This window comes from Zunongwangia mangrovi (genome assembly GCF_900112105.1).
GTDB lineage: Bacteria > Bacteroidota > Bacteroidia > Flavobacteriales > Flavobacteriaceae > Zunongwangia > Zunongwangia mangrovi.
Genome location: NZ_FOKV01000001.1, coordinates 1,022,710 through 1,049,102, shown reverse-complemented (window position 1 = coordinate 1,049,102; position 26,393 = coordinate 1,022,710). Strand labels below are relative to the sequence as shown.

At 36.5% G+C, this 26,393-nt stretch carries 18 protein-coding genes and 1 tRNA gene; 6 read left to right on the top strand and 13 right to left on the bottom strand.

Translation table 11 applies throughout. The features are described 5' to 3' along the window. Nucleotides 1-126: 126 nt before the first annotated feature. Complete coding sequence (locus tag BM201_RS04735; protein WP_092540201.1) at nucleotides 127-1,029, top strand: metallophosphoesterase family protein; 903 nt, start codon at nucleotides 127-129, stop codon at nucleotides 1,027-1,029. Between the two features lie 47 nt (nucleotides 1,030-1,076). Here the strand turns inward: BM201_RS04735 and BM201_RS04730 are convergent, their stop codons facing one another. The 3 genes from BM201_RS04730 to BM201_RS04720 all read right to left on the bottom strand — a co-directional run bounded on the left by BM201_RS04730 (nucleotide 1,077) and on the right by BM201_RS04720 (nucleotide 4,820). Continuing rightward, complete coding sequence (locus BM201_RS04730) at nucleotides 1,077-1,505, bottom strand: hypothetical protein (protein WP_092540200.1); 429 nt, start codon at nucleotides 1,503-1,505, stop codon at nucleotides 1,077-1,079. Nucleotides 1,506-1,675: 170 nt separating this feature from the next. Then, nucleotides 1,676-2,599 (bottom strand): ROK family protein, encoded by a 924-nt coding sequence (locus BM201_RS04725; protein WP_092540199.1) that lies wholly within the window; start codon nucleotides 2,597-2,599, stop codon nucleotides 1,676-1,678. Between the two features lie 28 nt (nucleotides 2,600-2,627). Beyond that, nucleotides 2,628-4,820 (bottom strand): hypothetical protein, encoded by a 2,193-nt coding sequence (locus tag BM201_RS04720; protein ID WP_217643045.1) that lies wholly within the window; start codon nucleotides 4,818-4,820, stop codon nucleotides 2,628-2,630. Between the two features lie 435 nt (nucleotides 4,821-5,255). Here BM201_RS04720 and BM201_RS04715 point away from each other — a divergent pair, with 435 nt between their 5' ends. The 3 genes from BM201_RS04715 to BM201_RS04705 are packed head-to-tail and all read left to right on the top strand — an operon-like array spanning nucleotide 5,256 to nucleotide 11,598. After that, on the top strand, nucleotides 5,256-8,330 hold the full coding sequence (locus BM201_RS04715; protein WP_092540198.1) for a SusC/RagA family TonB-linked outer membrane protein: 3,075 nt from the start codon (nucleotides 5,256-5,258) through the stop codon (nucleotides 8,328-8,330). 10 nt (nucleotides 8,331-8,340) lie between these two features. Next, nucleotides 8,341-9,801 carry a SusD/RagB family nutrient-binding outer membrane lipoprotein gene (locus BM201_RS04710; protein ID WP_175486978.1) on the top strand — a complete coding sequence of 487 codons (1,461 nt, stop codon included), beginning with the start codon at nucleotides 8,341-8,343 and terminating at the stop codon, nucleotides 9,799-9,801. 42 nt (nucleotides 9,802-9,843) lie between these two features. Continuing rightward, the gene (locus BM201_RS04705) at nucleotides 9,844-11,598 is read left to right on the top strand and encodes a DUF885 family protein (protein WP_245758573.1); all 1,755 of its coding nucleotides are present in this window, start codon (nucleotides 9,844-9,846) and stop codon (nucleotides 11,596-11,598) included. 130 nt (nucleotides 11,599-11,728) lie between these two features. On the opposite strand, the gene BM201_RS04700 is transcribed toward BM201_RS04705, so the two are convergent. The 3 genes from BM201_RS04700 to BM201_RS04690 form a co-directional block, all read right to left on the bottom strand. After that, nucleotides 11,729-12,568 carry an alpha/beta hydrolase gene (locus BM201_RS04700; RefSeq protein ID WP_092540195.1) on the bottom strand — a complete coding sequence of 280 codons (840 nt, stop codon included), beginning with the start codon at nucleotides 12,566-12,568 and terminating at the stop codon, nucleotides 11,729-11,731. A gap of 68 nt (nucleotides 12,569-12,636) precedes the next feature. Then, nucleotides 12,637-13,902: a DUF4374 domain-containing protein gene (locus tag BM201_RS04695; protein WP_092540194.1), complete on the bottom strand. Its 1,266-nt coding sequence runs from the start codon at nucleotides 13,900-13,902 to the stop codon at nucleotides 12,637-12,639. Between the two features lie 8 nt (nucleotides 13,903-13,910). Then, on the bottom strand, nucleotides 13,911-16,229 hold the full coding sequence (locus BM201_RS04690; protein ID WP_139219133.1) for a TonB-dependent receptor: 2,319 nt from the start codon (nucleotides 16,227-16,229) through the stop codon (nucleotides 13,911-13,913). Nucleotides 16,230-16,351: 122 nt separating this feature from the next. Here BM201_RS04690 and BM201_RS04685 point away from each other — a divergent pair, with 122 nt between their 5' ends. Beyond that, the gene (locus tag BM201_RS04685; RefSeq protein WP_092540192.1) at nucleotides 16,352-17,371 is read left to right on the top strand and encodes a helix-turn-helix transcriptional regulator; all 1,020 of its coding nucleotides are present in this window, start codon (nucleotides 16,352-16,354) and stop codon (nucleotides 17,369-17,371) included. 60 nt (nucleotides 17,372-17,431) lie between these two features. Here the strand turns inward: BM201_RS04685 and BM201_RS04680 are convergent. Next, a tRNA-Leu gene (locus BM201_RS04680) sits at nucleotides 17,432-17,513 on the bottom strand. 128 nt (nucleotides 17,514-17,641) lie between these two features. Between BM201_RS04680 and BM201_RS04675 the strand changes: the two genes are divergently transcribed. Continuing rightward, complete coding sequence (locus tag BM201_RS04675; RefSeq protein ID WP_092540191.1) at nucleotides 17,642-19,030, top strand: dipeptidase; 1,389 nt, start codon at nucleotides 17,642-17,644, stop codon at nucleotides 19,028-19,030. A 454-nt stretch (nucleotides 19,031-19,484) separates the two neighbouring features. Here BM201_RS04675 and BM201_RS04670 read toward each other — a convergent pair whose 3' ends face one another. From BM201_RS04670 to BM201_RS04645, 6 genes are all read right to left on the bottom strand, one after another. Next, a complete protein-coding gene (locus BM201_RS04670) occupies nucleotides 19,485-20,441 on the bottom strand; it encodes a M23 family metallopeptidase (protein WP_092540190.1) in 957 nt (318 codons plus the stop codon). Next, nucleotides 20,434-22,149: a DUF885 domain-containing protein gene (locus BM201_RS04665; protein WP_092540189.1), complete on the bottom strand. Its 1,716-nt coding sequence runs from the start codon at nucleotides 22,147-22,149 to the stop codon at nucleotides 20,434-20,436. The genes BM201_RS04670 and BM201_RS04665 overlap by 8 nt, the downstream gene beginning before the upstream one ends. 450 nt (nucleotides 22,150-22,599) lie before the next feature. Then, complete coding sequence (locus BM201_RS04660) at nucleotides 22,600-23,604, bottom strand: metal-dependent hydrolase (protein WP_092540188.1); 1,005 nt, start codon at nucleotides 23,602-23,604, stop codon at nucleotides 22,600-22,602. A gap of 16 nt (nucleotides 23,605-23,620) precedes the next feature. Continuing rightward, nucleotides 23,621-25,399: a MutS-related protein gene (locus BM201_RS04655; protein ID WP_092540187.1), complete on the bottom strand. Its 1,779-nt coding sequence runs from the start codon at nucleotides 25,397-25,399 to the stop codon at nucleotides 23,621-23,623. Then, complete coding sequence (locus tag BM201_RS04650; protein WP_092540186.1) at nucleotides 25,399-25,758, bottom strand: MmcQ/YjbR family DNA-binding protein; 360 nt, start codon at nucleotides 25,756-25,758, stop codon at nucleotides 25,399-25,401. The genes BM201_RS04655 and BM201_RS04650 overlap by 1 nt, the downstream gene beginning before the upstream one ends. A 17-nt stretch (nucleotides 25,759-25,775) precedes the next feature. Continuing rightward, nucleotides 25,776-26,393 (bottom strand): DUF4230 domain-containing protein, encoded by a 618-nt coding sequence (locus tag BM201_RS04645; RefSeq protein ID WP_092540185.1) that lies wholly within the window; start codon nucleotides 26,391-26,393, stop codon nucleotides 25,776-25,778.

Here is a 26,393-nt window from a genome sequence, read left to right as displayed (position 1 = left end):
AATTTCAAAAAATAAAAAGTGAATTCTTCAGAACAGAAGGCTTAATCTGGGATTAATCTTCAGTTAATACGGCTAGAAAAAATCTTATCTATTTTTATCGAAATTCAATCCTAACCGAATAACCTAATGAAAAGAAGATCTTTGATAAAAGGACTTGGTGCGGCTGTAATAGCTCCTTCCCTTTCATTTACTGGTCCCAAAAAAATTAAAGAACCACTTCTAAGAGTAGCACATATAACCGATGTTCATCTTAAAGATGATCTAGATGCGCCTAAGAAATTTGAGCGTTGCCTACATCACATTCAGCAACATTCACCAAAAGTGGATCTTATTCTTAATGGCGGAGATATCGTTTTTGACATGAACAAAGAAAAACTTAGCAATATAGATGCCCAGTGGAAACTGATGGAATCGATGATGACGAGTGAAAATAATATTCCAGTTAAATATTGCTTAGGAAATCATGATGTTTGGTGGAACGAAGGTTCTAAAGATGACGTATTCTACGGAAAAAAATATTCTTTAGATCGTTTAGAGTTAGAGAAACCCTATTATAGCTTTTCACAAAACGGCTGGAAATTCATCATTCTAGACAGCACCCATCAGGATATCGACGACACCTGGTATATTGGTAAACTTGGTGACAAGCAGATGGAATGGCTTAGTTCAGAATTAAAAAATACCCCTGAAAAAACACCAATATTGATAATGTCTCACATTCCAATATTAACTTCGGTTTTAATGATTCAGGATAATGTGGTAAACCGTTGGGAATTTTTTGGAGGTGATATGCATACCGATTGTGCCCAGTTAACAAATTTATTTTATCAATACCCTAATGTAAAACTTTGCCTTAGTGGGCATATTCATATGCGTGATAAAGTGGTGTATAATGATGTCACTTATATTTGCGATGGAGCAGTTAGTGGCGCCTGGTGGAATGGTATTCGTCGCCAAACCAAACCGGGTTACGGTTTGATCGATCTATATGCAGATGGCAGCTTTAGCGAGAGCTACATCAATTATTAAAAAGCGAATAGTATAAAATAAAAAGCTCCTTTAAAAGGAGCTTTTTGTTATCTATCACCAGCGGTTGCGGCTAAATAGCCAATTCCTTGCAGTACATCTTCTTTTTCTTCAAGATCTGTGATCTTCAAGGTCTTGTTGCTGATGTCGTATTTTTGGTCGAATATTAAAAATGCTTTCTCTAGGAACAAAGCGATATAAAACTTTGATGGCCTGTGGAGACGAGCCGAGTTTATATTGATCCCATTTTTATCGATATAGATAAAACGTTTAGAAAAAGGTTTCCAATTTGAAGAAACTTTGATTTCTACATCAGAATCCTTTAAACGCTTTAAAAATTCGGATACAACATTCTCATTATAATGTTGATCTAAAAAGCTTTTTAAATCATTATAAAAATGAGAACTATTAATAATCTGATTGGAGCGAGATACCATATTGTGCACCTTTAAATGCGCCCCGGTGTAGGTTAATTTCATAGCTATTCTTGGTTAGTTTAGTAAGTTCAAAATTAAACAGTTAAGATTAAAGTCTATGAAATTTAACATTAAAAATTTATCAATAAATTGATAATTATAGATTTACCATAAATTCAATATTTAAATTAAGTATTAGATAAAAAAGGCTCCTTAGATTAAGGAGCCTTTAATTAAATTGTAGGTAGTTCTTTGCGAATTTGTTCCCAAAACTCTGGATTAAAGAGATAAGCCGCTCCTACAACACCAACTTTTTCTGCTTCAGTAACAATTCTTATCTTGATTTTAAGTCCTTCAGAATCAATACAATTTTCAAGTTTATCTAGAAAGTAAACTGAAGCTTTTGCAATATTTCCTCCTATAAACAAAACATCAGTATCAAATGCTTTTAAGTGCGGAACTAAAAATTCACACAAATTATCTGCAAAATCAGCAAAAACCTGTTTCATATTTTCAGGATCCCTATCAATCAATTCTTTCACTCCGCAACCAGAAGTATTCTTATCGGTTAGGTCACTATAATGTTTAATAAGCCATCGCGTAGAGAAATAATCGTCTGCAATTCCATCTTTAAACTCTTTATCCCAAAGACAGCCATTCTCTGGCACTCCTTTTCCTTTAATTAAAGGAACTTTGTTTTGTAGAAAAGTAGCTCCAAAACCAGTTCCCAAAGTTATAGCTATGGTATTATCTTTATTTAAGTTTTCTAAAAGATCGCTACCTAAACCAAAAGAAGAAGCATCATTTAAAAACCGAAGCTTAATTTCTTCATTTTGGATCTCTCTGGCAAGACCATCGATTACCGAGACATTATAAAGACTCTCGTATTTATCGTTTCTTTCGTATTTACCAATCCCTTTAGCATAATCAAAAGGCCCAGGAATAGCAATACCAACGCCCAAAATATTATTACTACTAACCGCCTTTATAGAGTTATTTAAACAGGAAGCCCATTGTTTAAAAATAACGTCTTTTGGCGATTTGTTGTCAATTTTTTGGTTGTAATAGCTATTCTCTATTACAGAAAAAGAATCTAAGTCTATGGCTGCACTGGTGATATGGGTACCACCAATATCTGCGCCTATGGCTATATTCATTAAATCTCGATTTTCGAATTACTTTTCATCACCATTTAATGGAAACTTGCACTCCCCTAGGATCATTCTCGAACTGTAAAAGCAGTGTCTTACTGTCTTTATCGAATTCCTGATTTGTATTTGGTGATCTATCTAATGGTTTGTTATTTATCAAAACCGATTTTGGTTGCTGCGGAAGTAAAATTCTCATACTATTATTTGTATCGAGCGGACTCTTACTCACAAAAGAATAGGACTTAGCACTTATTGCTTCATCATAAATTCTACTTGCCGAGGCTAAAACCTGTGGTTTATTTTTATCTTCTACACTATTAATATTGTATAAATAACTTTGTTCTCCCGGTTTTGTAATCTTTTCTGAAAGAACCGGCAACTCTGGATCGAACAAATCGATATAACTTCCTTTAGTAACTACTGGTTCTTTAGAAACGCTTTCATCTAAAGTTGCAATAAGCTCGTAGGCACCTCTCACCAGTTCAAAATTATTTTTATACTGAAGTTTCTGCCCATTATTCACTTCGGCATAAGCGGTATTAATGGTATTTAAAAAAGCTTCATCACCACTTTCTTTCATCACAAAATCCTTTGGATTCTGCTTAATAAAATAGACTTTACCTTTTCCCGCCTCATAAACCTGATTTTCCTCTGGATACTCAATATTCAGTAGATCGGTTAAATGTTCTATTGGTTTTTTATAATTAAAATCTCCAGTATTCCACCATTCTTCTACATTTTGATATGGATCATTATCTGCTGCCGCATAAATTAAGACCCCACCATTTTTAACCCATTTAGCTAGATTTTGGTGTTCTTCAGGATTATTAGGTTTCATATTAGAATAACTAAGTATCAACACTTTTTTATCCTGAAGACTTGGCTTATAACCTAGATTCTCTAAATGAACTGTTCTTACCGGAATTCCTCTCTTCAGCAACGGAAAAGTTTGTCCGTAAAAATTGGAAAAATTAGGATCTTCGTAGCCATCGTGATTTGGAAAGGTTTGAAACATCAATGAGTTACTCATCGCTACTGCGATCCCCTGGTCTCCACTAACCTTATTTTCTGAAACCTGAATATCATTTAAGGTATTCACCATAATCTGCATTTGGGTAGAATATGGCTTAGGAATAAGGATTTTCTTATCTGTTCCGGCAACGCTATACGGTCGAGTATAAATGCGCTCTGGCCAAGGCATCACTTCGTAATTCGCGTTGCCCGGGTATAGAAGTTTTGCTACAAATGTTGCCTGATAGTTCTTTTTATAGTCTTCCCAACTTTGGTTACGATCCTCGATAGGATCTGTTAGAAAGAAAATTTTTCGATTGGTTGGCGCCGTCATCGAAACCATAGAACCATACTCTAAAAATGCATTTTCGAAAGTTCGCTCTTTTAGGTTTCCGTTAAAATAATTTGGGGTTCGAGAAGTTCCCGTCCATACCTGCGCAATATATCCATCGATCCCTTCTAAAGATGCAAGGCTAGCCTCTGGACTCACAATATTCCAAGCCGAATAATTAATCAAAGAATGTGTAGGAATATAAACTTTTACATTAAGCCCTTTTTCTTTTCCGTAGGACTTTGCATATTTTGAAACCTCATCGATAGCATTATAATAAAGCTGATATTTTAATTTATTAGATAACCATGTGCTTTCTGGCGATTGATGCTGTGGTTGCCAGGCAAACCCATAGTGATCTTCCCATTCTTTTTTAAATTGAGAACTATAACCGGCTCTTGTCCAAAACTCTGGTTCTTCCAGGTAAATAGAACTTATACCTGCATCGATCACTTTCTCTATAATTGCCGTTTTCATGTAATTTAAAAACGATTTGTTAGGCACTATGTAAGGAACATTTTCACCATGCCAAATGGTATCACCGCTTTGTTCTACCTGTCCTTCATTAAGATGTGATTTTCCGTCCCAGTTACCTAAAAAATAATCCTGATAAGAACCCCAGGCGATACCGGTCATAAAATGCGTAGTATAACCTTTTTCTCTCCAGGATTTTACTCTATTTAAAAATGAAGATGAAGAATCGTGATCTGAAGGATTTCCATTTACACCATATACAATAGCAATATCACTACGTACATCTATTTGTGGCATCCAGCCGGTACTGGTTTGGAAAGCTGTCTTTGCTTTTGTTTTAGCACTATCAGTTGATTGTGCTGTAGTAATCGAAGTAAAAAAAACAGAACTACATAATAATCCTATTTTCAAAAATTTTGAGTGCATTCTCATTGATTAGAAATAATTAATAATTGTCTTTAAACTTCGATCGTTTCTGTTTTAAAATTCTGTAGTTAGTACTTCTTCCATGTATAGATAAAAGAAGTTCTCGAATATAATAAAACGTTTTAGCAAAATAAAGCATTTTCGACGAATAATTGAAATCTTATGTCTAACAACCATTACTACACTATAAATGGACAAGGTTTACCTATAAACCAAGCTGTTAATGCTTCATAAAGAAGATTACATAATATTCACCACTTTCTATCTCACAAGGCATTTTACACACTAAAAAACCGAAAAAACTGAATTATTTTCAACGTTAAAGTTAATAAAGTATAAACTAATGATAATTTTAAGTTAAAAATAACATATAAGAATATCTAGCTTAGCCATTATTCCTCAACAACTAAAAATTAATATATGCTTCAAGAAACCAATTCTCACCCACTCCCCTTAATGTTTAAGCAGAAAATTCATATTCTTTTTTTGATGCTTTTTATATCGGGAGCAAACCTGTTTGCTCAAAATCAAATCACAGGTAAAATTATTGACAACAATGGTATGCCATTACTAGGCGCTACAGTTGCTGTTAGAGGAACTAATAATGGAACACAATCTGATATGGATGGAAATTTCACGCTCCAGGTTGCGAATCCACAAGATGCTATTTTGGTTATTTCTTACGTAGGTTTTTCTACAAAAGAAGTACCTATTAACGGAAAAAACTCTATTGAAATAACATTAGAAGAAGATTCTGAAGCTCTTAGCGAAGTAGTCGTAACTGCTTTAGGTATTAAAAGTGAAAAAAGGGCGTTAGGTTACGCTACTGCAGAAGTTGATGGTGATAATTTAAGCAACGTAAAAGCAACTAATAATTTTGTAAATGCCTTGAGTGGAAAAGTCGCTGGGGTACAAATTTCCAGTTCTTCTAGTCAACCAGGTAGTGGTGCACGTATCGTAATTAGAGGTGGCTCTTCGATTACAGGTAATAATCAACCACTTCTGGTAGTTAACGGTGTACCATTCGATGCTGCTAACGGAAGTAGTTCTTCTGGACTTGCTGATATCGACCCAAACTCGATAGAAAGCTTAAGTGTTTTAAAAGGTGCTGCAGCATCTGCACTTTATGGTAGCGAAGCCGCAAACGGTGTCATATTGGTAACTACAAAATCGGGAACATTCAATATGAAGCCGGTTATTACATTAAGTAGCTCTGTGAGTTTTGATGACATTTATGAGATTCCTCTCCAGGATCAATGGTCACAAGGATATTGGGAAAATGATGATTGGGTCTATATAGACGGTAATTCTTCTTTTACCTCTACCAGCTTTGGACCAAGGATTTCAGAAGTTCCAGGCGCCGAACTATATGACCGATGGGATATTTTTGAAACCGGAATCACTAATGAAAACAGCCTTAGCATCACTGGTGGTGGCGATAAAGCTTCCTATTATGTTAGCTACAGCAATCTAATTAACAATGGTATTCTATCCCCACTTGAATTTAGAAGAAATTCTATAAACGCAAATACCTCATTTAAATTCACTCCTAAACTTACCGTTTCATCAAACATTCTTTATACGACTCAAAAGAACGAACGACTTTTTGAAGACAGCTCTAACAGCTCCTTTATGAATACTTTAATGTCCACACCAAACACCTGGAATCCCTACCCTATATATGCGGAAGATGGAAGTCTAAGATCTTATAGAGGCGGTTCCAGAGATCCATACACATGGGTTTTGGATAATGTTGGCGCTAACAACGAAAGAGATCGTTTTGCAGGTACATTCATCATCGAGTATGAAGTCCTGGATAATTTAAAATTTAGATCTGTAACGGGTATTAGTACTACAAGTGCACATTCAGACTCCTTTTACAATCTTGGTGGTTACGCATCTGTACAGGGGAGCTATAGCTCTTCAGAGAGATTTAGTCGTGATATCGAATCTACAGAAACAATCACCTACGACAATGATTTTGGTGATTTTGAAGTAAATGCTATGATTGGTCATAACATTCAGGAAAATAAATGGCGAGGTAACTATTTTAATGGAAACGGACTAATTCTTCCAAACATCTATAATTCTGCCAATGTAAGCGGATATTCTGCTTATGATGACCGCGGAATGTTTAGATCTTACTCGTTTTTTGGGCAGGCTATGATTGGCTATAAAAAAATGCTGTATTACACCGTAACTGGAAGAAACGACTGGGCGTCTAGTTTAGCAGATAGCTTCTTCTACCCTAGCCACAGTTTAGGTCTTGTGTTTACAGAACTTTTCCCAAAAAATGACATTTTAAATTTCGGAAAACTAAGAGCCAGTTATGCAAAAGTAGGCTCGCCTGCCGGCGCCTATGCAAGAAACAATCCTTTGGTTTCTGCCGGTGGAGACGGTGTAATGTGGCCGTTTAACGGGCAACAAAGCTATCTTTCTTCTGCGCGGATTCCCAACCCCAACCTTACCAACGAGTTTAAGAGTGAAGTAGAGCTTGGTTTAGAACTTAGAACACTTAAAAGCCGTTTAAATTTCGATATTGCCTATTACCACAACTGGAGTGAAAACCAGATTTTATCTGAACAATTTTTAGCCTCTACAGGATACACTTATGGCTCAGTAAATATAGGAGGAATTACCCACAAAGGAGTTGAAGTTGGTATAAATGCCACTCCAATCCAATCTGAATTTTTCAATTGGGATCTTAGTCTAAACTGGTCTAAAGATAATTCTAATGTAGATCGTTTGGGTACTAACAACGAACCTATTAGTGTAGGCTCATATGGCTATGCCATTGTAGACCAACCTTACCCGGTAATTTTTGGATTAGGATTTCTAAGAGACGATCAAGGCAGATTAGTTTTAGATGACACGCCTGGCTTAAGCTACGGAAGACCTTTAGCTGATAATAGAGGAAACCAAATCCTAGGACAAACCGCACCAGAGTGGATTAGTAGTTTAAGAAACACATTTAACTATAAAAACCTCTCTTTAATGTTTCAATTTGATATGAGTAGAGGTGGAAATCTTTACAGTCTTAACGATCATTATCTAACGTATTATGGTATGGCAGAGCATCAGAATGATCGGCCAGATAATAATATGACCACTTTCGATGGAGTAATGGGACATTATGATTCGGCTACCGGAGAAGTAGTAGTAACAAGCGAAACACCAGAACCAACCAGATACGATCTTTATTATCAAACTGTAGCACAATCGGTCTTAGAAGATAATATAATGCCTAAAGATTATATCAAGCTTAGGGAAGTACAGCTTGCTTATAATTTACCAAATAAAATTGTAGCTAGTGCTGGTTTGCAAGACGTGCAGATTGCGTTCTCCGGAAGAAATTTATGGAGAAGCTTTCACGATGATTTTGAAGGTCCCGATCCAGAAATAAACACAGATGGTATCACTAACGGAAATGGATATCTAAGTTACAGCTTACCTACTACAAAAACATATTCTATAACATTAACTGCAAAATTTTAAAATGAGAATTATGAAGACGATAAAGCAATTATATACGATTCGATTTTTAATAATTTTTAGCACTTTTTTTATAAGTGGGTGCGAATCATGGACAGATATAGATACCGATCCAGATAGTATTACTGCTGGACCAGCTATCACTGAAGATATTATGCTTATTGGAGTTGAGTCCGAATGGGTTGCAATGGCCAACGAGAAATTCGAAACCTGGTATGGCTATCCTACCTGGCTATCATGGTTTGCTATTGAAGGTTCTAATGCGATCGTAAACGTAGATCCCAGTTTTGGAAACGAGGTTTGGAACTCTTACTCTTACTCCTTAAAACATGCAGTAGAATTATATGATTTTGCTGAAGAAAATGGAAACACTCACTACCAGGGAATCGCTGGGGTAATTGCCGCACATCACTGGTTTTATATTGCAGATGTTTACGACCAGGCTCCTTTAGAGCAGGCAATGACAGGTTTAGAAAACCAACAGCCAGAATTGGCTACACAGGACGAATTATACGCTCATGCTAATGCGCTTTTAGATGAAGCTATCGATCTTTTTCAAAACACAGATGGCGGTGAACTTTTACCAGGAACTGACGATTATATGCTTAATGGTGATATTGATAGCTGGACGCGTTTTGCCTATTCCTTAAAAGCAAGACAAGCCATGAGAAGAATTTATGCACCAGGTATAGATCAGAATACACAAATCACTCAAATTCTATCTTATTTAGAAAATGGGATGTCCTCTAACGATGACAATGTGATGTGGAGACATCTTGAAGATCTGGCAAACGCAAATCCGTTATATAATTACATGACCAGAGCTTATAGTGGTGGACGCGGACTCACACCCGGAAACTTTCTTATCGATATGATGAACGATTTTGAAGATCCCAGAAGACCTATCATGTTCACCAATGCTGAAGCAGATCCAGATGGATATATGGGGCATTATGCCGGTTCAGCGGTACAAGCAGGAAATAGGCCAAGCCATTATAGGTTCGAATATCTTTCAATGTCTTATCCAGATCATATAATGCTTTATTCTGAATCTAAATTTTTAGAAGCTGAAGCTTATGCGTTTAGAGGCGAATGGGATTTAGCTGAAGTCGCCATGAAAGAAGGAAACCGCGCAGATATGGAATATATGGAAGTTCCCGATGCTGAAATCACAAGCTACAACACACAGGCTTCTTTAGATATGCCTACAAATCTTGAAGATGCACAGCAATTAATTATTCAGCAAAAATATTTATCGAACATCTTTAGAACAGGAGAAACTTACTTTGATTATGTAAGAACCGGTTATCCAGAATTCGATTTCGAATACATGATCCAAAACGCAAATGCCAACAACACTTTTGCAAGAAGGTTTCCTTATCCATTAAATGAAATCGAAAGAAACCCAAATGTAACCGCCGTTGGCCAGCCAGATTGGTTTAACGAGGGAACCACCTGGGATAATAAAAACTAATTAAAAATTGCTAAATCTTATATAATGCTCAAATTCGATAAAATGAAAGGCTTTTTTTCAGCCATAATTCTCTCTAGTCTGGCACTGTGCTCTATAGATGCACAGTCTCAGGACGACAGTTTTATTCCCTGCCAGGTAATGCCTATGCTAATTACCAATCACGAGGCAGATATGGGCGATTTGGTACGCTATTATTCTCCTTCAAATAGTTTTAGATGGGGAAGAATTTCAGATTCTGGAGGTTCTCAGGAAAGACGGGACCGTATTGTTGAGCTTAAAGAAAAATATCTTGCAGAATTATCTAAAATCGACTTTGAAGAACTTCCGCAGGAATGTAAAGTAGATTACATTTTATTTAAGCGCGATCTAAACAACGATATTAATGAAGCAAAACAGCATGATGAAACTTATGCTGAAGTTAAAAGCTGGTTTCCGTTTTCAGATAACATCTACAAATACCTAAAATTAAGACGAAGAGGCTACCAACTAAAAGCTAAAGAAGTGGCCAAAAACTGGAACACTTCAGCAAAACAAATAGACTCTTTACTACCTATTTTAAAAGAAGATCAATCATTCAATAAAGATCAGGTTCAGGAAGCTATTTTAGCAGTAGAAGACATTAAAAATTCCGCTGCCAGTGTTTTCTCATTTTATAACGATTACGACCCAATTTTTACGTGGTGGGTTCCCAGCACTTATAAAGCTTTGGATTCTAGCCTGGCGAAATATAAAATTGCTTTTGAGGCTAAATTGGAAAATAAAAGGCCTGTTGATGAAAGCGGAATTATTGGTTATCCCGCCGGAAGAGAAGAACTGGTAAAACAGTTAAAATACGAGATGATTCCGTACACTCCTGAAGAGCTTATTGAAATTGCCAATAAAGAGTTTGCCTGGTGCGATAAAGAACTTTTAAAAGCTGCTGAAGAGATGGGCTTTGGTAAAGACTGGAAAGCAGCACAGGAAAAAGTAAAAAATGCTTATGTAGAACCAGGACTTCAGCCAGAAGCGATGTTAGATCTCTATAACGAATCTGTTGAGTTCCTAAAAGAAAATGACCTTATAAGCGTTCCTCCATTAGCTGAAGAAACCTGGGGAATGCAAATGATGTCTCCAGAAAGACAACTGGTAAACCCATTCTTTACCGGTGGCACAAACATTACCATCTCCTACCCTACCAGCGGAATGACATACGAACAAAAAATGATGAGTATGCGTGGTAATAACCCACATTTCTCTAAAGCTACCGTGCATCACGAATTAATTGCTGGTCACAACTTAGAAGGTTTTATGAATAGCCGCTATAGAACGTATCGCAATTATCGCACACCATTTTGGACAGAGGGCTGGTCGCTTTACTGGGAATTATTACTGTGGGACGAAGGTTTTCCTAGCAGCCCAGAAGATCGTATAGGAATGTTGTTTTGGCACATGCATCGTTGCGCACGTATTATTTTCTCTCTAAACTATCATTTAGGAGAATGGACGCCACAGGAATGTATCGATTTCTTAGTAGATCGTGTAGGTTTTGAACGTGCTAATGCTGAAGGTGAAGTAAGACGATCTTTTATTGGAAGCTACCCACCTCTTTATCAATTAGCCTATTTAACCGGAGGAAGACAATTTTATGCACTTCGCGAAGAACTGGTAAAAACTGGTAAAATGACCGATAAGGAATTCCACGATAAAATAATGCAACTTAACTCTATGCCAATAGAGATGATAAGAGCAATTCTAACCGATCAAGATTTAAAAGAAAATTTCAAAACATCCTGGAAGTTCTATGATTCTATCGATTAGTTTAAAAATTAAAATTGTTTGATGACCAACCCGGGATATTGTTTACTCACATAGGTAATATTTCGGGTTATTTTTTACCAAGAAAGCTAAGTATCAAAATAGATTAGTTTCAGCTCTATTATTTCTCTCTTCATTGTCTTGGAGCTCGATCTACATTTTTGCCTAATTCCCGTAAAACTGCAACCAAAGCAGGCAAGAAAACCGAGCCATGGTTTTCGTTAGAAAATTCGGCTGAATAAACTTTCACCTCATTTTTATTCAAAAATTGGATGAGATTTCGTGCATTTTCAGCATTATGTTTAGCGCCATTTTGAAATGCAATATAATATTCGAGATTTGCTCTATTTTTTATTGCTGAAATAGCATTCGACAAGGTTCTTGCCACTTCGCCATCACTATACCATAAACTAGGATCGATCGCAATGATCTTATTGAATGTTGAAGCATCTGCACTTTGCATCAAAGCAAAATAGCCGCCAAAGGAATGACCAAGCAGGCTAAAATTGTCTTTTTCTACGGAATGATTTTTGGCTAAAAACTGAAATAGCTCGTCATTCATAAAATTGAAGAACTCTTTTGCATGTCCCGAATTTTCCACGGAATACCTTGACGTTTTTTCGCCCTTTTGATCAACTTTTGAAATACTGAAGGTCATATTTCTAGAGCGCTCCTGCATAGTTGGATTAGGAATCCCTACGATAATTGAAGCTAAAAACTTACCGTATTTTTCACGATTTTCGATTAGATCTAGCGTAAGATCGAAGTACATTTCAGCATCCAGCACAACTAAAACAGGATATTTCTTAGTGTTATTGTAATCTTCAGGAAGATGTATCCAAACTTCTCTTTCAGCATTTAAAGCGGTACTGAAAATGTGTGATTTATGATAGGTTTTATGCTCCTGGGCATTTATTTCCGTAGAAAAGAAAAAATACAGAATAAAAAGAAGGCTAATTTTATATAATCTCATCACTATAAAAAAAGAGGTTTCTCGAAAAACTTGAGAAACCCCTAATCTAATTAATTCAACTTAAATAATTACTCGTTAGATAATCTTCCAATCGCGCTGATGCTTACCGCTTCAACCTCTTTCCCGGCGCTCATTGTCGCATTATCTGCATTTAGGATATATAATTGAGGATTTCCGTTGGTTTCAATTGGGAACACCACTTCGTTAGCGGCTGCATCTATAAATGGCTCTCCTATTCCTGCAATTTCAGAAGGTACTCCAGCTTCAACCCAATCAAATGTTTGATCTTCTACATTTACTACCGCAAATCTATTTCTAGATACATTTGGAGTCGCACTAGCTTCTCCCTGTTCAGAAAACATTCTTAACACAAAAGTATTTTCGCCAACATAATAAGTTCTATAAAGGTTATAGCCTCCTGAAGCTTCTGTAATATTGAAGAAATAATCCTGGTCGAATTCCGTTGTACCATCATTAATTCTTAAAACTCCAGATGGAACTTCACCATCGGTATCGATCGCTGAAGAAAATACATAAACATCACCATTTTCTACTGGCTCTATTCCCGTTTCTCCTTGTGATCTTTGTTGCCCGGCAACTACTCCGGTTCTTCCAGAATCTTCAATTCTCTCCTGCAATTCTAAATCCTGATTAAAAACAGCGATAAAGGTATGATCGTTAAAATCACTATTGAATGCACTATCGCTGCCATCTTCACCAGCTTTAATCGTTCTGTACCCAACTAAAACCTGATTGTTATATTCAGCAATATCTGTAATATATGCATATTCGCCATTATCGGCTAAAGCTTCTGTATCTATAGAAAATGGGCCGCTTACTGCCTGGGTTTCTCCGTTAATCTTGTAAAATGTAGCCACTGGTTCTTCATAATTTCTAGAAGAAAATTGTACAAACATTTCATCTCCAACAATCCCTCTACTTTGGATAGAAACCTGAAGATCTATTTCGTTACGCCCTTCCAGTTCACCTTCCTGGTTTAAAATAAAAGATTGAGTTGTCCCTGGATCACCCTGCCTGTAAACAAAAGAGTAGGCTGCCAGTTCGTTGTAGAAATACCAGGATGGCGTTCCTACCACCTGAAGACCATCTCCTACGATAGAAACCTGCCCTTGTGAAATATCGTCTGTAGTTAGTAAATAAGAGTTTTCTTCTGACGTTGCTGCAATAACATATTGCTCTGGTGAACCTGTTCCTACACCATCACCTCCAGAAGTATCTGGAGTATCATCGTCACTACAAGAAGTAAGTCCTAAAGTTGCTGCAATAGCTAAAGAAAAGTAAAATTTCTTACGTAAAATCATATTCATCATCATTGGTATAATTAAAATTTATCAATAAAATATCGAAGCTTAACTGCAAAGCTTCTTCCTGGTTTTTGTAGACTGTAGTTATCGTATAAGTTCTCATCCAGAATATTTCGGCATTCCAGAGAGATATTATACTTCCCACCTTTTAAACTATAGTTTAGGTAGATGTCGTGAGCAAACTGTGTTGGAATATTAATATTGGTTGCACTATTCCCATATCCGGAATAATCATAGCTAAATTCGTGGATGTATAGCATATTATAGTTTACACTAAAACGATCCTGTGATTTCCACATATCATCAAAGAAGAACGAGAAACCAGCATTTCCAAATAAATAGGGCTGATTGGGAATTCGCTGATCGTAGCTTAAATTCGTGGAACCATTATTTCTATATTCTAATGTATTTCTTTGATCCTGGTAGGTGAAACTGGCATTTGCACTAAATAAGTTTCCATACGTATAAAGTGCTTCAAAATCGATCCCTCGGTTTTCTACACTTGCCTCGTTGATTGAAGCTGCAGCACCTTCAGAATTTACCTGCCTTCTTATAAAATCTTCAGTATCTCTGTAAATAAAACTTGCATCTAGATTTAGGGTGTGATCTTTCGCCAGGATCCAGTTGTAATTAGCGCCAATATTTATGTTATCACTACTTTCTGGCCTTAGATTTGGATTTCCTAATTCAAAGCTGCTACCAGATCCAAAGAGTTCTCTTCCGGTAGGTAATCGAACAGCATTTTCGTAAGAAGCTTTAAACTGCAGACTTTCTGTTATAAAATAGGAAGAGGCGATTCCGTAACCATACGTATCTGTAAATCTTGAATAATTTTCGTACTCATCATTTCCTTCTGGAGCAGCATATTGATTCACCGTATTGCTATAATATTTACCAAAAACAGATGTACTCCACGCATCGTTTGGCTGAAATTTATATCCAACACCTAACACATTTTTAAAGTTCTCACTAGGATAATCGTCTGCCGGGGATGGCTCGGCCAGGTCTGTTCCTTTTCTGGAAAAAGCACTAAAGACATTATTTACCGTAAAAGCATGTTTATCATTGAACTTATAGGTTGCATTTGCGTTCACAGAGCCATTTCTGTTTTTAAAAAACCGCCGTGAATACTGGTATTCTCCAAGTGCATCCTTTTCTACATATTCTCCCAGCCAGTTGTAATCACGATTGGCTGCATCGATATAAGACGATTCTCCAAAATTGTAATTTGCCTTAAGCGAAACATTTAGATTCTTTGTAAAAAGGTCTTTTTTACGATAGGTAAGAGAAGGCATTAAAGTTTCAGCTGTCTCATAGATTTGCCCAAATGCAACATTCATATAGGCAGGATGCTGAACTTCATTATATTCATCGCCATAAGTAAAGCCAAGTAGTAATTGATCTGCATACGATTTATTCACCACTCCTACTTTTCCCATTAACGTATAGTTGCGGTACATATCATGAAATCTTCTAACATTTTGGCGTTCTCCTGAAAACTGGTAACTACCTTCTCCTTCTAATTCTACGATACCGGCATCTACTTTGTAATCGTTATCTGAATAATTTTGAAAAGCAGTTAAACGTGCTGTAAATCCAGAATCTGAAGTATAGGCCGTATTCAAAAAGCTTTTATGAGTATTAAAAGATCCATAAGAATAAGAAGCATCCAGAAAGTTCTGTTTTCCATCTTCGGTCACGATATTTATAGCTCCTCCTAATGCATCAGATCCAAAGTTGATAGGAACTACTCCTTTATATACTTCAATTCTTTTAGCCAGATTAATCGGAATGTTATTCATACTAAAAGCTGAATTAAATCCTTCCATAGGCACGCCATCGATAAACATTTTAACGTGTCTTCCTGTAAATCCATTCAGCATTAGATTTGCATTAGATCCTAAACCTCCAGACCTTCGCACCCTTACACCAGAGACTCTTTCTAAAGCCTGCGAAATATCTAAAGTTGTATTATGTAAACCTTCAGCATTTAAAGCCACAACATTATAGGAAGATTCCTGAATTTCCTTAAGAGCAGATTTCCCAATTAAGCTAACATCACTAAGCGTCATATCTGGATCTATAGGTAAAACAAAATCAATCCTTTTACGCTCTGCAGGCTCTAAACTAACATCCTTTATGGTTTTAATATACCCCATTGCAGAAGCGGCAAATTTATAGTCACCAGCATCTACGCTGATACTATACTTTCCATTTTCATCTGCTCTGGTATAAATTGTTGTCCCATTTATATAAAGATAGGTTTCTGGAATAGGCTGATTTTCTTCTGAAGTTATAATACCGTATATCTCTGCCTGCTGGGCTGTAGCAGTCAAAGAATTTATAAGTACGCAAACGAAGCAATAAAAAGTTAATTTTTTCACGAGGGAATTTAATATTCTATATTTGCACTATATTTATTTAAACTTAGTCTAAATATTGATTGCAAAAGTATAGGTTGACCCCATACCCAGATTACGGTATTGGAAATAAAAATATCGCTAAACGTATAATGGAAATTAATTCAGTAATCCTCGAAGAAAATTGCTCGATGTTTAAAGAAAACACCGGTAAGTATAATTCTAAAGATATTATTTCCAAGCGCATTAAAAAGATTAAAAAAGATGCTTTTAATGCCGAGTCTACACTAAAACTTTCCAAATTTATTAGTGTTATTTACACCAATTTCGACCTCAAGAAAAAGGTGACCGATAAGTTTTCGATTACCGGAGATACCATCATGATAAGCTGTGTATATAAAGGTGATTCTACAGTTTTAAGCAAACGCAGTAAAAATCTGGAGTTGGGACAGGTATTTCTTACCTATTCCCCAGAAAGCACGCAATACATTAAAATGCCGGCTTCGAAGACCCGGTACGTTTGTATCTTATTGCAAACCGATTACTACTTAAATCTATTGAAGAATGAAAAATGGATCAAGAATGATTCATTCTACAAAAATGTTGGTTTAAAAAAGCAAATATCACTTGGACAATTTAGCTTACCAGTAGGTTTTCAGCTTCAACAGATCGTTAAAGATTTACTGGCATGTAACTGGCATTCCAATACCGATCTACAATTAGATTTTTTTGATTTAAAGCTAAAAGAACTTTTTCTTCAGCTACATCATCAAAATACCGGTGCAGATCATGACACTAATTACACCGTAAGTAGAACAAGTATGGAGAAACTCAAGAAAGCTAGAGCTTTTTTAATGGCGAATTACAAAAACCCACCTACGATAAAAGCGCTTTCAAGAATCATCTTACTTAATGAGATGGAATTAAAAAAAGGTTTTAAAGAAGTCTTCGGAAAGACAATACGTGCTTATATCATCGAATTAAGAATGAACAGTGCTTCCCAACTTATTAAAGATCATTCTGTAAACGAGGCTGCTGGGATATTGGGCTATAAAAGTGTTCCCCATTTTATTAAAAGTTTCAAAAAGTATTATGGGGTAACGCCAAAACAATTCTAAACTTATAACAGGTAAGATTGCATAAAAAAAGCCTCTCATTTCTGAGAGGCTTTTTACCTGTGCGGGCGGAGAGACTCGAACTCTCACACCTCGCGGCACTAGATCCTAAGTCTAGCGTGTCTACCAATTCCACCACGCCCGCAGGTTCAATAAAGTGCTCATCCTTTCGGTAAGCGGATGCAAATATAAACAAATCTTTCAATACACAAACAAGCTTTCAGAAAAAATTTTTGAAATTATTATCTTTGAGAAATTTCAAAATCTAAACCAATGGACAACGTTAAATCTTATGTTGAAGAGCATAAAGATAGATTTGTCTCAGAACTTGTTGATTTACTTAAAATTCCGTCGATAAGTGCCGATTCAAAATTTAAAAATGAAATGATCACCACTGCCCAGGCAGTGAAAACAGAATTAGAAAAAGCTGGTTGTGATTTAGTCGAAATTTGTGATACCCCAGGACATCCCGTTGTATACGGCGAAAAAATTATCGATAAAAACCTACCTACGGTACTGGTTTATGGACATTATGATGTGCAACCACCAGATCCTTTAGATCTTTGGAATTCCCCACCCTTCGAACCTGTTATTAAAGAAACTGAACTTCATCCAGACGGCGCTATTTTTGCCCGTGGTGCCTGCGACGATAAAGGCCAGATGTATATGCATGTAAAAGCATTGGAATATATGACCAAAACCAATCAGCTTCCATGCAACGTAAAATTTATGATTGAAGGGGAAGAAGAAGTAGGAAGCGAACATTTAGGATGGTTTATCGAAAATAATCTGGAAAAGCTTAAAAATGATGTGATCTTAATTTCAGATACCGGTATGATTGCCAAAGATGTACCGAGTATCACCACAGGATTAAGAGGATTATCATATATGGAAGTTGAAGTTACAGGACCTAACCGTGATCTTCACTCTGGGCTTTATGGCGGTACAGTAGGAAATCCTATCAATATTTTGACTAAGATGATTGCGTCTCTTACCGATGAGAATAATCATATCACCATTCCGGGATTTTATGATAATGTAGAAGAACTTTCTGCGGAAGAAAGAGCTAAAATGGCTGAAGCGCCTTACAATGAAGAAGAGTATAAAAAGAAACTAGACATTAATGATGTTTATGGTGAAGCAGGATTCTCTACGCTAGAACGTGGCTCTATTCGACCGACTTTAGATGTAAACGGAATCTGGGGCGGTTACATTGGTGAAGGTGCTAAAACAGTTTTACCATCTAAAGCCTTTGCTAAAATATCGATGCGTTTGGTGCCAAATCAGGATTGGAAAGAGATTTCTGAACTTTTCAAAAAACATTTCGAAAGTTTAGCACCAAAAGCTGTGACTGTAAAGGTGAACACGCATCATGGTGGTTACGCTTATGTAACGCCAATCGATAATGACGCCTACAAAGCTGCAAGTAAAGCTTACGAGAAAACCTTCGGAAAAACACCAATTCCACAACGTAGCGGTGGTAGTATTCCTATCGTTTCTCTTTTCGAAAAAGCTTTAAAAAGTAAAATTATTTTGATGGGCTTTGGGCAGGATACCGATGCCATCCATTCACCAAACGAACATTTTGGAATTTGGAATTATCTAAAAGGTATTGAAACCATTCCATATTTCTATAAAAATTTCGCTGACTCACAGAAATAAGTTTCGGTATTAGTCAGCTGTTTTTACAGAAGCTCTTATCGATATTTAAAACTAAACCTCACAGGTTTTAAAACCTGTGAGGTTTCTTGTTTTATAGAATTTGAATTTGAAGAAATAGATTTCTCGACTTCACTTTGTTTCGCCTTTCTGTCGGCTAGGCAAGCTCGAATTAATCGTTAGCGAAATTTACAGAAAACTGAAAGCTAACTGCTACATGATAATTGTTTATTGAATTTTGCCAATTGTCTACTGAGACTGCTTACTGAAATCAGATTTCTCGATACAATTTAATTTCGCTTCACTTCTTTAAAATCACTCGAAATGACAACATCTTAAGTTATAAATAGATTCTGCCATAGTGGCCACTTTGAAATTAGCTTCTCAATACTCAATTCTGACGACTAACAGCAACACGATCTAACATCTAATTTCCCAAATCTAACAGTGCAGCGGTCTAAATTTTCTCGATCAAATCTCCACGAACGGGTGAGTAATTTTCGATATATTTTCGGTCTACTTTTAAGCGTTTAAAATAAGATTTTAAGCCTTTCGCACTATTCATTCTTAATTCATCCTGAATATGCATATGCAAATGTGGCTCGCTGGAATTTCCTGAATTTCCGCATAAAGCCAATAGTTCCCCTTCTTCAACCTTATCGCCTTCCGCCACTTTAATCGAATGCTTTTTTAAATGTGCCAGCCATAAAAACTCGCCATCTTTCAGCTTGATTACAATGGTATTTCCGGTCACAAAATCCGGATTCATTTTTCCAGGAATATTATCATAAATTCCGTCCACCACCATCACCACTTCTCCGGCAGCAGGAGCTAAAATTTCCTTCCCAAATGCATAATATTGCTCGTTGGTGCTACCCTCGCCTTCATGCGTTTTAAGATCGTCGTTGATCTTTAGAAAATCGAAAGCGCCAGTTTGTGCAGGATGCTCTACATGATAATTATCTTCTTTCTTGTCACCACCCCAAACCACGTACCATTCACCTTCAAAAGGAAGATTGAGCATCGTGTCGGCTTCAGCAAGATTGGTATCTTTTCCGTAGGGCGTAAACTTAAAACCGATAATCTCTTTATTTTCTGAAAGCGCCAGGCTAAACATAAAAGCACCAGCATCAAATTCCGTAGCATAAATCGTATATGGCGGATTAAATGTTAGAAACTCTGAATCGATAATATTTCCTGCGGAAGTCTTTAAATTTCTAAAAAACTCTTCGGTTTTATCTAGGCTAAATGCGCCTTGCATTTCTACGGAATAGCTATCAAAAATCGATTTATATTCTCCTGAATTATATGCTGAAATTACAGATTCTTTTACCTTTTCATAATCGTTTTGATTTTGCCCAAAACTTAACTGAAAACCAAGAACGAAAAATAAGAATAGAATACTTTTATTCATTTTTTACTTCTTTTATGTAGTTATTTACCAAATCTTCCATTAAGGTTAAAGTCACCGTTCCCTGCGATAAAATTACCCTGTGAAATTCACGAATATTGAAATCTGTTTTTAAAGCTTCTTCTGCTTTTTTACGCAATTCCTTGATTTTAAGCTCGCCCATTTTATAGGATAGCGCCTGTCCCGGCCACGAGATATAACGATCGATCTCGGTATTAATTTCATGCAAAGAAAGTGCGGTATTTTTAGTCAAAAAATCCACCGCTTTTTCGCGACTCCATCCTTTAGCGTGCATTCCGGTATCTACCACTAATCTACAGGCTCGCCATTGCTCGTAGGTTAGCTGCCCAAATTTCTCGAACGGATTGGTGTAAATTCCCATTTCTTCACCTAAACTTTCCGCGTATAAACCCCAGCCTTCACCATAAGCCGAAAGATAAAATCCACGGCGAAATGGCGGAATGCTATCTCCTAATTCAGCATTTAAAGAAATTTGTAAATGGTGCCCCGGCACGGCTTCATGAAGTGCTAAAGCGGGCAATGCATATTTTGGCCTGCTTTCTAATTTATAGGTGTTAATCCAAAAATATCCAGGTTCGGTTGGAGAAGATGCTCCTTTATATCTTCCTGCCGTATATTTTGGCGCAATAGCGCTTGGCACTGGGGCTACGCCATAAGGTTTCCTTGGTAACACTTTAAAAAATCGAGGCAATTGCGCATCGATCCTTTTTGTAATATCCCGACCTTCTTTTAATAATTCTTCTCCTGTTTCTGCATAAAATTGATCGTCTGTTCGTAGAAAATCGATAAATTCATCAAAGCTTCCTTCAAATTTTACTTCTTCAATAATTGCTTTCATTTCAGCATTAATTCGCGCCACTTCTTTCAGTCCAATTTCATGAACCTCATCTGCGGTAAGATCTAATGTGGTGTAATAATGAATTCTATTTTGATAATATTCACGACCGTTTGGAATTTCAGAAACACCTATACTTTTTCGGGTTTTTGGAAAATATTCGGTTTCAAAAAATTTCTTGATTCGCTTAAACTGCGGAATCACATTTTCTTCCACAGCGATTTTAGCGACTTTCAATACCGAATCTTTTTGCGTCTGCGTTAAGTTGCTAGGCAAATCCTGAAAAGGACTATAATAAAAGCTGTCTTTATAATCGTCTACGATCTGATCGTTATAAGTAGCCTCGTAACCATCGAAGATCACCAAAGGCTGCGTGATTCCTAATTCCAATCCTTCTCGCAACAATGCTAAATTTTGATCTACATACTGCGGAATCGCATTTAGCTTTTTTAAATACCTCTTCACCTGCTCATAATTATTCAATCGCCCAACATGATAAGGCAAACTCACATGAAATCCCGCATCTGAAAGCAGCGGATTCAAATAAGCTTTATATTGATATTGATCAACACGTTCCTGAAGCTTAAACTTCATCAATTCAGCCGTAATTTTTTCAGTTTGCGAGAGAGTAGATTTATCGATTTTGGATAATTTATCAAGGAGATTTTGGGCAAAATAGGCTTCAGATTTATAGAGTTCTTCTGTATGTAATCCTAAAGGATATTCAGCATAATCGTAAGCGCGATGTTCGCTTTCAGCTTTAAGAATGCTATCCAGTTGGACTGACGGATTTTGAGCAAAAAAAATACTCGTAAAAAATAAACAAAATGAGCAAAGAAGTGATTGTAATTTCATTAACCAGGGGTTTTACAAGGCCTAAGATAATGATTATAGGGAAATGATTTATTAGTTGACAGTTCAGGGTTGACAGTTATCAGAGATGAACTAGCTTTCAGCTTTTAGCGATCAGCTTAAATTAATGTCATTCCATGCTTGCCACAGAATCTCATCCCCTAAATATGCTTTTAGACTATCGATCGAGTCCAACTGATAAGTTAATTGAATGTCACTTCGAGTGACAAATTTCGTAATGTAATGGAGGAATTTGTTGTATCGAGAAGTCGATATCAGGTTGCAATTTACAGAGACATCTTAAAAATAAAATTGGACCATGAATTCAAAATTATCGCTCTAACTCTTGAATCTCTTATCTATTTTCTATGTTCTAAGATCTAATTTGTAAGAGCGAAGCGGTCTAAATCAAACTGCTAAGTGAGACTGCATACTGCGACTGTAAACTGAAACCTAATTCCCTCTCATTCTCTCTAATAAACCTTTCATCATTTTAGAAGCATCGCCGTAATCTTTTTCAACTTCGGTCGCGATAAGTTCTCCGTCTTTGACTTCGAGTTTATAGCTAAAAACAAATCGAGAATCATTTCCTGTTGGATCGATCGTACCAAAACGAAGATCATTAAAATAGAGTTCTCCTTCTTTTTCGGTAATCGTGTACCAGCCTTTCGAGATCTTAACCAATCGCTCGAAATTTGGATAATTTTCCAGATCTCCCAGCAAATCGTAATTTTTAGGATAGCGCCTAAATTCTATGGGCATATCGTCTAAAATCGAATAAGTTCCCACTAAATAAGATTTGTCTGTCGCCACGTTAGCCGTCCAAAGAATAGTGTTAAACGGACTAGGTTTTGTTTCGATCTCGTAATAAGACAAATTTTGTTCTTCTAAGGCATTTTCAAATTCAGAAAATGTATAGATCTTCAGCGGAATCGTAATGCAAAAAAGGTAAAAACAGCTTAATTGTAATCCCATATAATTCAGCTTTCTTCGGCCTATAGAATCTTTCGGCCTAAAAGCAGCCAATGCTACAAAAAATAAAAATGGGAGCGTATAAAAAGGATCGATCACAAAGATCGTTTTAAACGCCAACCTTATATCTGCCGGCCAAAAAAGTTGCGTTCCCCAGGTGGTAAACATATCTAGAAGCGGATGCGTAAATAAACCCCAAAACATCAATTTAGACCAGCCTTTCCAATCAACATCTACTTTACGTTCGATCTTAGAAATAAGCCAACCAAAAATGGGTGCAAAGATCAAAGCAAAGAAAATAGAATGTGTAAAACCACGGTGCATCTCATTAGCGGTGATCGTATCTGTAAAATTACGAGCAATCACATCCAAATCTGGAATCGTACCGGCAATTGCCCCATAAAGCATGGCTTTGTTACCAACTTTTTTACCTAAAACCACTTCGCCTACCGAAGCTCCTAAAACAATCTGGGTTAATGAATCCATTTAAACTTTCTTTCTACTATTCGTCTACAATCTCCATTTTTCGCAATAAAAACGAAGCATTCATATTTTGGCAAATCCCATCTTTAAAGCGATAATCAAAATGAAGTTCATCATTAATGATTTCTGCATCAAAATAGTGGTTTTTCACCTGGGGTAATTCTGCGGTAATTTCACAAAGGCTTAGATCGTGGGTGGCGATAATTCCTGTAGAATGTGATCGTACTAGTTTTCGAACAAACTTTTTAGAACCATTGGCCTTATCGGTACTGTTTGTTCCTTTTAAAATTTCATCTAAAATTATAAAATATCGGTCTTCTTGAATACGATTTACGATATATTTAAGTCGTTTTAGTTCAGAAAAGAAATAAGATTCATCATCGTTAAGCGAATCGCTGGTTCGCATACTGGTAATTAATTTAATAGGCGTGTACTCACAATTTTCAGCACAAACCGGCAAACCAATGTTGCTCATCACGATTTGCAAAGAAACCGTTCTTAAGAATGTACTTTTCCCGGCCATATTTGCCCCGGTCACAATAAAAAATTCTTTGTTGTCGATATAAAAATCATTAGCCACTCGCTTTTCCGGATGCAAAAGCGGATGCGCTAATTGGGTTGCTAATATTCCTTTTTCTTCGGAATTTATCTTCGGAAATGTATAATCTGGATGATTAAAACTGAAGTTTCCCAACGAATTATAAGCATCGGTAAGTTCGATCACTTCAAACCACTTTTCCACCTGAAGTCCGTATTTAGCGATCCAGTTTTCCAATTTTAAAGATTGCCGCAAATCCCAAAGCAAAAAGCCATTCCCAAAGATCCCGAATAACATATTATTTCGTTGATCTAAGGCATCGATGGCTTTAGAAAATTCCCTGAAGATCTGTGAAGCTTTCTTACTTTCTGTCCTAATCGCCTGCTTTTTGTCTTGCATTATTGCTGAAGAAAATGCTTCGTTTTCTAACATTCCCAGCAATTGGTGATATTGGTGAAAAGTATCCTGAATTTTAGAAACGCTTCCCGAAAGTAAATTGATCTTTTTCAGGTAAATTCCCGTGATCAAAATACCAACGATTAACCATAATATTAGCTGAAATTCACTTACAAAACCAAGCGCATATCCAACAATTACAGCAATCGACAATACCGAAAATACCGGCGAAAGCCATTTTATAAACTTCGGAACAAAACTTTTGTATTCTTTAAACCAGTTAACGATAGTGGTAGAAGATTCGATTGTTTTTACCAAACTTGCGGTAGCGCTAAACTCCTGGCGCCATTTGGCTTTTTCGGCCAGTTCTTTTACCGCTTCCTGTTTCTGCGGAATATCTTCAATCTCATTTGCCAGCAGCACACTCACAAGCTTTTTTGTTCCCTCATAAAGTGCCGTTCTATTTAAATACTGAAAAAAGGAACCTCTTCCGAAGAGATCAATATCCTGCGCATATTCATGATTAGGAACTTCAAACTCACTACCATCTGGCAGATCCTGAAATCGTCGCGATTGCATGACATCAATTTCGGTTTGATTCAGTTTAATGATCGCTTTTTGCTTATCGCTTTTGTATTTAAGATCGCTATGCCGCGAAACCAGAAAAACGAAAAGTGCGATCCCGCCAATGATCGAAGAAATAATTACCTGTGTATTTCCCCAGAAAAAATAAATTAGAAAACAAATAATTAAGAAAACAAACAGGCGTAATAAGCTGGACGCCAATAATTGTTTAGAAAGTTTGTCTGCCGCTTTTTGATGAATTTCAATCTGTTTTTTATAAAAATCGATGTGTTTTGCCATTATAATTGGTCGAATTCTCGTTGTTGTTTTTTCGTTAAGCTATTAACGATTAGATGATAAGAATGGTCTGTAAGTTCAAAAATTAATTCGGTAGGGATTTCACCATCCAGAATCATCGTATTCCAGTGTTGTTTATTCATGTGATAACCGGGAATGATCTTCCCGTCGTATTCTTCGCGAAGCTCTAAAGCTTTTTCCGGCTCACATTTAAGATTTACACGAAGTGGGACAGCATCTAAAGACACCAAAGCAAACATTTTACCCATCACTTTAAAAACAAGTGTTTCAGGATCAAAAGGTAAATGCTCGGTCACCGCTTTTTTATCCAAACAATAATTTCTGAAAGTATCTATATCCATATTGTTGAATTTCAGACTTAATTTTTTTCGATCTTTTGTTGTTCGTTTTCATCTAAAATCAATGCCGAATAATCTAGTTTCCAGCCAATGGTTTGGACGATATTTTCCATAAGTAATACCGTATTTAACGCCTCTTTTTTAGCCTGTTCGAACAATGGTGATTCCGGAATTTTATCTACAATATGCTTTTTTGCGTCACGATTAATTTCAGTTAAATCTGAAGTTGTAAAAGGATTAGCCCAGCCTTCGCGCTTATCGTAATATTTAAAATCGGTTTCGATGGTAAGCAATTCGGGTTCAGGAAAATTAGTAAGAATGATTTGCTTTTTCTCGTTATCACTTTCCATCTTGATCTTACTAAGATCGAAACCCACATGCGCTTTCGCGTTAATCAAAATAATTGCCTTCTTTTTCCCAAAGATCAGGCTTATATATTTTTCCTTTAGATTTTCGTAATGATAGATTTCAGAAAAATCACCTTCTACCGTAATAAATTTGCAAACGCTTCTAATCTTTTCCATTAAAACGACAGATTGCTCTTTGGTTTTCACCTTAGAACGATCCTTATTGAATGCTGTAAAAATAAAGTACGACGCAATGGCGCCTGCCGCCAGCCCGATAAAAAGAAATTCCAT